At 71.4% G+C, this 9,554-nt stretch carries 11 protein-coding genes; 3 read left to right on the top strand and 8 right to left on the bottom strand.

The window, feature by feature from the left end; genetic code table 11:
* Nucleotides 1-241: hypothetical protein (locus ETD96_RS33975; protein WP_138640582.1), on the bottom strand; the 241-nt coding region annotated here is incomplete at its 3' end.
* An 81-nt stretch (nt 242-322) separates the two neighbouring features.
* Here ETD96_RS33975 and ETD96_RS33980 point away from each other — a divergent pair.
* A complete protein-coding gene (locus tag ETD96_RS33980; RefSeq protein ID WP_138640583.1) occupies nt 323-535 on the top strand; it encodes a hypothetical protein in 213 nt (70 codons plus the stop codon).
* A 101-nt stretch (nt 536-636) separates the two neighbouring features.
* Here ETD96_RS33980 and ETD96_RS33985 read toward each other — a convergent pair whose 3' ends face one another.
* Both ETD96_RS33985 and ETD96_RS33990 read right to left on the bottom strand, forming a co-directional pair.
* On the bottom strand, nt 637-1,437 hold the full coding sequence (locus ETD96_RS33985) for a hypothetical protein (protein WP_138640584.1): 801 nt from the start codon (nt 1,435-1,437) through the stop codon (nt 637-639).
* A 9-nt stretch (nt 1,438-1,446) separates the two neighbouring features.
* Complete coding sequence (locus ETD96_RS33990) at nt 1,447-1,707, bottom strand: hypothetical protein (protein WP_138640585.1); 261 nt, start codon at nt 1,705-1,707, stop codon at nt 1,447-1,449.
* 958 nt (nt 1,708-2,665) lie between these two features.
* On the opposite strand from ETD96_RS33990, the gene def reads away from it, so the two are divergent.
* The gene (gene def, locus ETD96_RS33995; protein ID WP_138640586.1) at nt 2,666-3,199 is read left to right on the top strand and encodes a peptide deformylase; all 534 of its coding nucleotides are present in this window, start codon (nt 2,666-2,668) and stop codon (nt 3,197-3,199) included.
* A 7-nt stretch (nt 3,200-3,206) separates the two neighbouring features.
* On the opposite strand, the gene ETD96_RS34000 is transcribed toward def, so the two are convergent.
* The 5 genes from ETD96_RS34000 to ETD96_RS34020 all read right to left on the bottom strand — a co-directional run bounded on the left by ETD96_RS34000 (nt 3,207) and on the right by ETD96_RS34020 (nt 8,989).
* Nucleotides 3,207-4,745 carry a CocE/NonD family hydrolase gene (locus ETD96_RS34000; RefSeq protein ID WP_205719583.1) on the bottom strand — a complete coding sequence of 513 codons (1,539 nt, stop codon included), beginning with the start codon at nt 4,743-4,745 and terminating at the stop codon, nt 3,207-3,209.
* A 114-nt stretch (nt 4,746-4,859) separates the two neighbouring features.
* Nucleotides 4,860-5,975, bottom strand: a complete 1,116-nt coding sequence (locus ETD96_RS34005) for a hypothetical protein (protein ID WP_138640587.1) — start codon at nt 5,973-5,975, stop codon at nt 4,860-4,862.
* A 60-nt stretch (nt 5,976-6,035) separates the two neighbouring features.
* Entirely contained in the window at nt 6,036-6,638 is a 603-nt protein-coding gene (locus tag ETD96_RS34010; RefSeq protein ID WP_138640588.1) for a DJ-1/PfpI family protein, read from the bottom strand.
* Complete coding sequence (locus ETD96_RS34015; RefSeq protein ID WP_138640589.1) at nt 6,635-7,585, bottom strand: GlxA family transcriptional regulator; 951 nt, start codon at nt 7,583-7,585, stop codon at nt 6,635-6,637. Before ETD96_RS34015 ends, ETD96_RS34010 begins: the two co-directional genes overlap by 4 nt.
* 54 nt (nt 7,586-7,639) lie before the next feature.
* The gene (locus ETD96_RS34020) at nt 7,640-8,989 is read right to left on the bottom strand and encodes an LCP family protein (protein WP_138640590.1); all 1,350 of its coding nucleotides are present in this window, start codon (nt 8,987-8,989) and stop codon (nt 7,640-7,642) included.
* Nucleotides 8,990-9,374: 385 nt separating this feature from the next.
* Here ETD96_RS34020 and ETD96_RS45245 point away from each other — a divergent pair, with 385 nt between their 5' ends.
* Nucleotides 9,375-9,527, top strand: a complete 153-nt coding sequence (locus tag ETD96_RS45245) for a hypothetical protein (RefSeq protein ID WP_171069368.1) — start codon at nt 9,375-9,377, stop codon at nt 9,525-9,527.
* The last annotated feature ends 27 nt before the right edge of the window (nt 9,528-9,554 follow it).

The following is a 9,554-nucleotide window of genomic DNA, read 5'->3' on the forward strand; positions in this document are numbered from 1 at the left end:
GAGCGGGACGGTCGGTGGTGGTCGCCGTCCGGTGGGCGAACTCAGAGGCCGCGGTGCGCCGGGCGAACTCCCCCGCCAGGGCACGGCCCAGGACGTCGTCGTCGGGATGGTGCCGTTCCAGGTAGGTGAGCGCCTCGGCGAGCTCCCCGGCGGTCAGCCGGCGCACCGGTTTCGTCGCCCAGCGCGGGATCGCGGGGTCCGGACGTCCGGACGGCGGCGCCGCGCGCGGTTCCGTGTTCACGAGTCACACCTTTCCTTCGGTCCCGGTGACCAGCGGCGCGGCGGCAGGTGACGCCTCGGCCGCCTCGAATAGGATCGCCGCGTGCATTGGTGGAGCCAGCAGGCCTTTGACGCCGCCGCGGAGGCGCAGGCCGCCGATCCCTCGCCGGGGAACCTGATGGCGGCCGCCCAGGTGCAGGCGTTGGTCTCGCTGGCGGAGGCACTGCACCGCATCGCCTCCGTCTTGGAGGAACGGGACGCCCCCGAGAACGCCCCAATGGCGTCCACCCGCGCAGAACGCGCCCGATCCGCGTAACCCCTCCGCCTTGCGCAACCCGCCGGGATAGCGGGTTCGTTCGGGCGGCACGGAGAAATACCGGTGCACCCGTGGGGAGTGCACCGGTATCTCATCGCGTCTCAGACATCGCTGAAGGACTTGCGTTCCGGCCTGCCGTTCGTGCTCGCGGCGAGGCGGGAGGTCTTCGCGATGGGCGGCCGGGCCGGGGCCGGGTCCGTGGCGTAGTCGGTATCGGGCACCGGGGCGGTCGGCCGTTCGTCGTGCGCGGGCGGGCGCGGGTCCTCGTGGGGACGGTCCCGCAGCCGCTGCGCCGCCTGCCGGAGGGCGCGCTCGCCGACCAGCCGGGTCAGCTCCAGGCCCCAGCAGTCGAGCTTGTCGGCGTCGGTGAGGTCGTCGCGGTGGCTGAGGTCGGCGGCGAGGCCGCCGAGCCGCTGCGCCTCGGCCAGGTCGAAGTCGCGCATCAGGTGGCAGCACAGCTCGGTGAGGGCCGCGTGGTCGCGCTCGAACGACAGGCCCGCCAGGTCGTTGTGCGACAGCCTGCTGAGCGCCCGCTTGCGTTCCAGCTCGCCGTCCGCGATCCGGAGGATGCCGTTGAGGAGCGCGATCGGCCCGGTGCCCGTGGTCCTGCCCTGGGCGGGGGCGAACGACATGCGCAGCACGGCCGCGGAGCCGATCCCGGCGGCGATCACCTGGACGACCAGCAGGCTCGCCGGGGGCATCGTCCCGGGCAGCCCGAACGTCCAGCCGGACGCGGTCACCGCGGTCAGCGCGACGATCGACGCGCTGGCGTTGACGAAGACGAACAGCAGCCCGCCCGGCGACAGGCACGCGGTGATCGGCCTGTCGCGGTACCGCGCGACCAGTTCGGCGAGGCCGATCGCGCCGCCGATCAGGGCGGCGAGGAACATCTCGAGGGTCATGACCTTCCTCTACGCGCTGCGGGCGGCCGGCCGGGCGCCCCGGCGGTCGAACGGGAACTCCTCGGGCCTGCCGCGCCGCGCCGGCAGCGCCGCGGGACGCTGCCGCGCCGCGAGCTCGCCGCGTTCGACCTCAAGGAAGGCGAGCAGCCATTCCACGGGGCCCGACGCCAGTCCGGTGTGGGTGCGCAGCGCCCGCTCGCGCGCGCCGAGAAACGCCAGCAGCCATCCGGTGGGTCCGGACGCCCTGGCGGCCTGAATTCGTGAATGCATGGGGGAGACCATTCCGCAGCCGCGTCGCGAAGTCGACGTCCGCCGGGTCAAATTTTCGCGACCTGCCCCGTTCGCCGCGTCCATTTCTGGCGGGCCTGCCGTTACGCCGGAAACGCCGGACGGCATGGATTGATCTTCACTCCATTGCCGTCCGGCGGATAGTGTTTCAGCGGATGCGGGAATTCCTTGACGAAGAATTCCGGTTCGGGTGGGCCGCGGAGATCACCGTCCACGTGCCGCTGAACGTCCAGGAGACCATTCGGGCCCGGCGGCCTCGGCGCGGGAAGCCCTCGCCCGCGGCGGCTCGCGGCGCGCGGGCGGGCGGCCCGGTCCCGGATCTGCCCCGTTGCGGAGACGCTCGGTGAATGTCAGGCGGTGGGGCAGGTGCCCCGATATTCGCCGAGCGTGCCGGGGCTTTGAACGTCATGTGCAGGCGGGCGCGCGCGGCCGGGCAATGAAAGGCGTTGCCGTCTGCGGCCATGCGCATTGGCGGCCGGTTGAGTCGTCGCGGCTGGACGTTCAAGAGCGAGGAGCGTCGAATCGCGGCGGGCGGCATTTCGTGCGACGCCCCGATCGGGCAAACGGACGGAGGGGCCACTCCCCCGAAGTGACCCCTCTCCCCCCGTTCCGCCGTGCCGGCCCCGGGTGCTCTCACAGGACCGGCCGCTCCCCCCGAAGCGGCTCGCAGCGGCCGGCGGCGGATGGGAAGAAGGTAGCGAGGAAGCTCCGGCCGGTTCGAGGATTCGACCCGCCGCATCGACAAGCGGGCGACTGTGTGCGACGAACGGACCACGCTTCGCGTTCGGCCGGGATGCGGCGGCCCGAAACGGGGCGCGTGCGCCGGGTGTACGCACGGTGTGATCGCGTCTGCGTAGGCTTGTCCTCCGGAGACCGTTGCGGGACGCGGGTCCGGGCGGGCCGCGGGAGCCGGTCCGGCCGGCGGGGGAGGCGCGAGACGATGGCGGGACGCGTGCGGCCGATCACGCTGGTGGGGACGCCCGTCCTGCATCAGGCGTGCCGGCCGGTCGAGGAGTTCGACGAGGCGCTGCGGGAGCTGGCCGACGACATGTTCGCCAGCATGTACGAAGCGGACGGTGTCGGCCTGGCCGCGAACCAGATCGGCGTGGATCTGCGTGTCTTCGTCTACGACTGCCCTGACGCGGACGGTGAGCGCCGCAAGGGCGCTGTTGTGAATCCCGTCCTGGAACTGCCGGCGCTGGGCGACCGGCGGTTGGACGACGATGAGGAAGGGTGCCTTTCCGTACCGGGCCCTCATGCGCGTCTGGCGCGTCCTGACCACGCGACCGTGCACGGCTTCGACATCAGGGGTGCGGCCATCACGGTAGAGGGGACGGGGTTGCTCGCACGCTGCCTTCAGCACGAGACAGACCACCTTGAGGGCAAGCTCTACATCGACCGGCTCTCGGCCAGGTCCCGCAAGAAGGTGCTCAAGGAGTTCGAGGCACTCCGCGCGGAGAACGCCGCAGGCTGACGGCGCGCTAGCCGCGCCATACGGGGAGATGGATCGCGGACGGGTGGTCCTCGTCCCGCAGGATCTCGAACCGGGTGCGGCGGGACGCGACGGCCTGGCCGGCGGGCTCGCCGGTGCCGTGGTTGCGGGCGAAGCGGGGGAACGCGCCGCCCGCGAGCATGACGCGCAGCCGGTGCCCGCGCAGGAACCGGTACGCGGTCGGGTGCATCTCGATCTCGGCCCGGACCACGCCTTCGTCTCTGATGCGGAGGATGCCGTCGGTGACGTTGCGGGAGACGCCGTCGCGGTCGACGTCGCAGAGGCGGATGAACAAGTCGCCGTGGCCGGTGCTCGTCCGGACGTGGATCGTCGCCGCGACCGGGCCGATCAGGTCGAGGTCGCCGTCCAGGGGCGCGCTCGTCAGGACGGCCACGTCGTCGCGCTGCTCGATGCGCGTGTTGTCGCGCTGCCCGCCCTTGCCGGGTGACAGGAGCGGCCCGCCGACGGTCGGAGTGGGGTCGAGAGGGTCGTAGGTGAACGTGGCCGGGTCACTGTTGGGCGGGACGTCCCAGACGAGGCTGCGGGACAGGTAGAGCGGCGTGGGCTTGGTCTCGGGCGGGGGCCATTGGTCGAAGTCCAGCCACTGGTCTGCCTTCTGCAGGTGGAGCCTTACCGGCGCCCTGCGCAGCTGGGCCTTGTCGCCGTTCAAATGAGCGTTCAGCCAGGACACCTGGTCGGCGACCATCGCGCGGAGGGCTTTGGTGTCATGTCCCCATGGGCCGATGGTGATGCGCACCTGCCGTCCGGCTTCTTGGAGGGCGGTGAAGTCGCGCAGTTGGCCGCGTAGGAAGAGGTCCCACCAGCCCGTCACCATCGTGGTCGGCGTGGCGGTGCCGGGGACCGCGGCGCTGTGGTCGGTCTCCTCCCAGAACGTGTCACCCGGCTCCGCGTGGGCGGTTACCTCGCGCAGGAACGATTCGGGACGTCCGATGGCGGCGGTGTCGGCTTCCCCCACGGGGAGGTAGCGCATCGCCTGCCGGACGCGCCTGTCGTGGGCCGGTTTCTGGAACGGGGTCCTCTTGTCGTCCTGCGTGCCCATCAACGACGACCAGACGAGCGTGTTGTGGAGGGCGAGCGCACCACCCGGATAGAAGGAGCTCACGAATTCGGACGCGGTGATGCCGAGCCCCAGCGCCTCCAGCGGAGGGTCTGCGTAGGGCGCGACGGCCCACTCGGCGAAGCCGAGGTAGCTCGCGCCCACCATGGCCACCTTGCCGTCGCACCACGGTTGGTCACGGAGCCACTTGAGCGTCGCCAGGCCGTCCTCCTTCTCGGTGTGGAAGGCGTGGAACTCGCCGCCCGATCCGAGGACGCCGCGCACGTTCTGGATGACGACCTGGAAGCCGCGCCTCGCGAGGACCCCGGCGTACAGCCGCATCACGGGCTGCCGCTTGCCGTACGGGGTGCGGATGAGGACGGCGGGCATCGGCCCCGCCCCGCGCGGCCGGTACAGGTCGGCGACGAGTTCGACTCCGTCCGGCATGGGGACGCGCAGGTCACGGGCCATGCGTACGTCCGGTGAAGGCACCTCTGGGAGCCCGAAGAGGCGGTCTACGAGTCGTCCCATCACAGCCATGCGCGCGCCCTCCCGGTTCCCTGCCTAAGGAGAATGATCGCAGCGCTAGGGAGTCAGGTGGCGTTCGTACTCGTAGAGGACGCCCGCGAACTCGCCCGTCGGCATCTCGCAGGCGTGCCCCGGCAGCCACAGGTGCTCCAGCCGGACGGTCTGGACGTCGACCCGCAAATGGCACGCGTTCCCCGTGTGCTCCCAGCCGGGACGCGCGGAACGAACGACCTCCAGATGGTGCCGGTGGCTCTGCACGTCGTGGAGCAAGAACGCGGTCAGGACGTGGCGCGGCCCGTGCACGGTCTGCGTGAACGTGCTCGCGGTGGACGCTGCCGTCTCCAGGTCGACCCCGGAATCGGCCAGTTCGGGGAAGAACACCCGCACGTGCCGGACGACACCCTCGATCTCGATCGGCTGGCAAGGGAGCCGTAGGACGGCATCCGGGTCGATGTAGCCGTGCACCGGAACACCAGCGATGACGCCCGCCCACGCCCCCGGGATGGCGCTGACGAAGCGGGCCTGGGTCAAGGTGTTGCCCAGTTCCGCCATGAGGCGCTCCGGGTCGATGCCGCGCGGCATGAAGGTCTTGGTGCCTCCGCGCAGCCGCGTACCGGCCTCGTCAAGGACGGCCAGGTCGGCCCAGCACGGGCCTGAGGCCGTCTCCAGGACGCCGTGCGGGAGGCAGGCGTCCGGGTGCGGGGTCAGCCCGGCCATGTCCTCCAGCATGGCGCGCGGCGACTGGATGAGCCCCCAGCCCTGCGTCCGGTGGGAGACCGAGCCGAGGGCCAGGGAACTCGCCACCGGTTCGCCGTTGCGCGGCTCGCCGAGGACCCGTTCGAGGCTCCGCCGGCTCCGCAGCGAGCCGATCTGGTGGAGGTACTCGTCCAGGCACCGCCGCAGGACGTCCGGGTCGAGGTCGCAGGACGCCCACCCGCCGACGTCCCGCACGTGGACCATCGCGCCGTCGAAGTCGAGGCGGTGGTAGCGGTACTGCTCCTGCCAGGGCGCGGACGAACCGCCGCCCAGCCGGCCCCGGGCGCGGGCGATCGCGGAGACGTCCTCGCCCAGGTCGTTGAGGAGAAAGTCGCGCAGCGGGGCGTGCAGTGGATCGGTCTCCACCGCCACCCGCCCGCCCTCGCTGCGGAACCGCACCGGAAGCGACATCACCATTTCCGTGATTATGCCGATAAGCGAAGATCATCACGGAATGTTCCTTCCGATCGAGGGCGATCAGACGGGTTCGTCGGCCAGGTACGGCGGCGCGGGGTCGTACTGGATGTAGCGGCGCACCGCGCGCACGTGGTCGCGGCCGTGGGTGCGTCCGATCAGCCACAGCGCCATGTCGATGCCCGCGGAGACCCCCTGGCTGGTGACGAGGTTCCCGTCCACGACGTAGCGGGCGTCGCGGACGACCGTCACGTCACCCTGCGCTTCCAGGGTGTCCTCCTCCGACCAGTGGGTCGCGACCCTCCGCCCCTTGGCCGGGCCCGCCGCGTGCAGCAGGAACGCTCCGGTGCAGACGCTCGCCACCCAGTCGGCCTGTTCGGCGGTCTTCGCTATCCAGCCCGTCACCGCCCGGTTGTGCGGCTGGGTCAGCCTTGCGCCCCGCCCACCGGGGACCAGGAGGACGTCCAGCTTCGGGTGGTCGTCCAGGGTGCGGTCTGGCAGGACCCTCATTCCCTTGGCGCAGCGCACCGGCTCCGTCCGCTCGGCGACGAGGAACGCCTCGTCGCCTTGGCCGCGCACCATCGCCGACGCCGTGAACACCTCCCACGGCCCCGCGAAGTCGAGTTCCTCCGCGTCCTCGAACACCAGCAGCCCGTACGTGGTCATGCGTACTCCCTCGTCCCTCGGAATCGGTCCCTGTAGTCGGACGGCGCGACACCGACATGCCGGTGGAACGCCCTGCGCAGCGTCTCGCCCGTCCCGAAGCCGAGCCGGCGGGCCAGCGTCTCCACGGGCTCGTCGCCCTCCACGAGCGCCCGCTGCGCCGCCTCGATCCGGATCCGCTCGACGTACGCGGCGGGCGGCACGCCCACCTCGGCGGTGAACCTGCGCTGCAGGTGCCGCGCGCTCAGCCCGGACCGCTCGGCCAGGTCGGCGATCGTGTGCCGGGCGCCCGGATCGGCCTGGACGGACGACACCGCCGCCCGGATCGGGTCCGTCGCGGGCTGCGCCGACCACAGCGGGACGCTGAACTGCGACTGGCTGCCCGGCCGCCGCAGGAACATCACCAGTTCCCGCGCCACCGCGTGCGCCGCGTCCCGGCCGAGGTCGTCCTCCACCATGGCGAGGGCGAGGTCCATCCCGGCCGTGACGCCGGCGGACGTCCAGACGTTGCCGTCCCGGATGAAGATCGGGTCGCAGTCGACGTCGAGCCGCGGGTACTCCGCCCCGAGCTGCCGCGCGCGGGCCCAGTGCGTGGTGACGCGGCGCCCGTCCAGCACCCCGGCCTCGGCGAGCAGCAGCGCGCCGCTGCACACGGACGCGACCCGCCGCGCGGTGGCCGCGGCCTCCGCGACCCAGCGCACGAGCGCCGTGTCCCGCCGCGCCCGGTCGACCCCGGTACCGCCGGCCACGACGAGCGTGTCGACGCTCCCGGGCGCCAGGTCGGCGATGCCGAGGCCCGCGTGCACCGGCAGCCCGCCGGACGACCGCACCGGCCCCGGCCGCGGCGCGGCGACCAGGCATTCGTACCGGCCGGTGTGCTCGAAGACCTCGTGCGGCCCGGCCAGGTCCAGGACCTGGAACCCGTCATAGATCACGAACGCGACGCGCATGCCTCCAGGGTGGGTGCGCGCCGTTCATGGCGTCAACGACGGGCACCCCACAGATCACGCCACCTTCTCGCACACGGTGTCGCTGGCCCGGCTCTCCCCGCGCTGGACGGGGATGCCGCCGGACGTCCGGATCTGGGTGAAACCCGTCCCGATGACCAGGTCGACGGCACCGGCCGGCGTCTTCGCGCGCAGCGCGACCTTCGCACCCGGCAGAAGCCCGGTGAGCGCGCGCGCCTGCGGCTCCGCACCCGTTCCGTACCGGACGTAGGTCGCCTGCGTCCCGGTGGACAGGTTGCCGACCCCGGTCACCTGCCAGCCTTCGTCCCGGAGCTGCGCCGCGACCTGCGCGGCGCGCCCCTCCACGCCGGACGCGTTGAGCACCCGCACCTTCCCCGGCGGCGCGCTCGGTTTCGGCGCCTTCGATTCGTTCTGCGCGGGCACGACCTTGTCGTTGCGGATCGCCTCGAAGAACTGGTCGGACGCCGGACGGGCCAGCGCCACGCGGTTCTTGTCCAGCGGGTAGGCGCCCGACGGCACGGTCACGAAGCGGAGCTTGCCGGCGCTCAGCTCGCGCATCCCCTGCGCGATCTTCACCATCTCCGAGGCGGTCAGCCTCTTGTCCGTCGTCAACGACTCCGCCGTGGCGCTGAGCAGCTCGTTCAGCCGCCCCGGATCGGTGAGGACGCCCGCGCTCATCGCCTCCTTGGCCAGCGCACCGAAGAAGTGCTGCTGCCGCTTGATGCGCGCGGTGTCACTCTTGTCGCCGAACCCCTTGCGGCTGCGCACGTACGCGAGGGCCTGCTCCCCCTTCAGCCTGTGCGGGCCCTTGGTGAGGTCGAGCCCGGAGTCCTTGTCGTGGACGTCACCCAAGACGCACACGGGAACGCCGCCGACCGCGGTGGCGATCCGCTTGAACCCCACGAAGTCGACCTGCACGAAGTGGTCGATGTGGATCCTCGTGAGCTGCTCGATGGTCTTCACCGTGCAGGCGGGTCCCGCGTGGGCCATCGCCTCGTTCAGCATGGCGACGCTCTTGCCGGGCGCCTTCGTCCCGTCCTTGCGGGTGCACGCCGGGATGGGGACCATCAGGTCGCGCGGGAAGCTGACGGCCAGCGCCTGCCCGCCGCCCGGCGACAGGTGCAGCAGCAGCATCGTGTCGGACGCCGGCGGCTTGTTCCGCAGGCCCCGCCCGTACTTGGCGTTGTCGCCCGCGCGCGTGTCGGAGCCCATCACCATGATGTTCCGCGCGCTGTTCAGCTTCTTCGGCCGGTTGCCGCCGAGCAGCTTGTCCACGTCCTCGTGCTGGACCGCGTTCTGCAGCTTCCAGTAGTACCCGTACGCGGACAGGCTGCCCGCCACCATCACCACCGCCGTCGCGACGGCGAGCCATGCCAGCAGCTTCATGACGCCTCCCGGAGATGTATCTCCCTTCGCCGCCGTCCACGTTCACGGCGCATGGCACGACCACTTCGCGACCGGACGGGAATTCCTGATTGACACCGCCCGGAATCTATGGCTAACTATTCCGCATGGAGCTTTGATACCTCTTCGGTCGAGCCGCCCCGGCACCGCGTACCGGCATCGCGCACGGCACTGCGTACCAGCACTTCGTACCAGTTTCGTACCAGCACTGCCCGCCGCCGTGACTCCGGGCCCGCTCCCACTCCTCCCGTAGCGCACTTCTCCGCACCCGCGGGTCTCCTGACCTGCGGTGCCGTCGCGCGCTCCCCTTTTTCCATCGTCGGTCCTTTCGCGGCCGAATTCACGACCGCCCGGAGGTGCTGTCTTCATGCGTGCCATTAACAACCCCGAAACCGACCCCTTCGCCAAGTTCCAGAAGAAGGGCAAGCGGAAGAACTCCGATTTCAGGTCGGCCAATCTCGCGAACAACCGCCGCAACACCCGGCAGCTGCCCACCCGGCAGCTCAACCGGGGCCGCTGACCGGCACCGTCCGCCGCCCTCATCCCC

Origin of the sequence: Actinomadura geliboluensis (assembly GCF_005889745.1) — a bacterium.
Classification (GTDB): domain Bacteria; phylum Actinomycetota; class Actinomycetes; order Streptosporangiales; family Streptosporangiaceae; genus Spirillospora; species Spirillospora geliboluensis.

Coding starts and splice junctions, on each gene's coding strand:
- ETD96_RS33985 (WP_138640584.1), bottom strand. CDS start 1,437: ATGACCCTCGAGATGTTCCTCGCCGCCCTGATCGGCGGCGCGATCGGC.
- ETD96_RS33990 (WP_138640585.1), bottom strand. CDS start 1,707: ATGCATTCACGAATTCAGGCCGCCAGGGCGTCCGGACCCACCGGATGG.
- def (WP_138640586.1), top strand. CDS start 2,666: ATGGCGGGACGCGTGCGGCCGATCACGCTGGTGGGGACGCCCGTCCTG.
- ETD96_RS34000 (WP_205719583.1), bottom strand. CDS start 4,745: ATGGCCCGTGACCTGCGCGTCCCCATGCCGGACGGAGTCGAACTCGTC.
- ETD96_RS34005 (WP_138640587.1), bottom strand. CDS start 5,975: ATGGTGATGTCGCTTCCGGTGCGGTTCCGCAGCGAGGGCGGGCGGGTG.
- ETD96_RS34010 (WP_138640588.1), bottom strand. CDS start 6,638: ATGACCACGTACGGGCTGCTGGTGTTCGAGGACGCGGAGGAACTCGAC.
- ETD96_RS34015 (WP_138640589.1), bottom strand. CDS start 7,585: ATGCGCGTCGCGTTCGTGATCTATGACGGGTTCCAGGTCCTGGACCTG.
- ETD96_RS34020 (WP_138640590.1), bottom strand. CDS start 8,989: ATGAAGCTGCTGGCATGGCTCGCCGTCGCGACGGCGGTGGTGATGGTG.
- ETD96_RS45245 (WP_171069368.1), top strand. CDS start 9,375: ATGCGTGCCATTAACAACCCCGAAACCGACCCCTTCGCCAAGTTCCAG.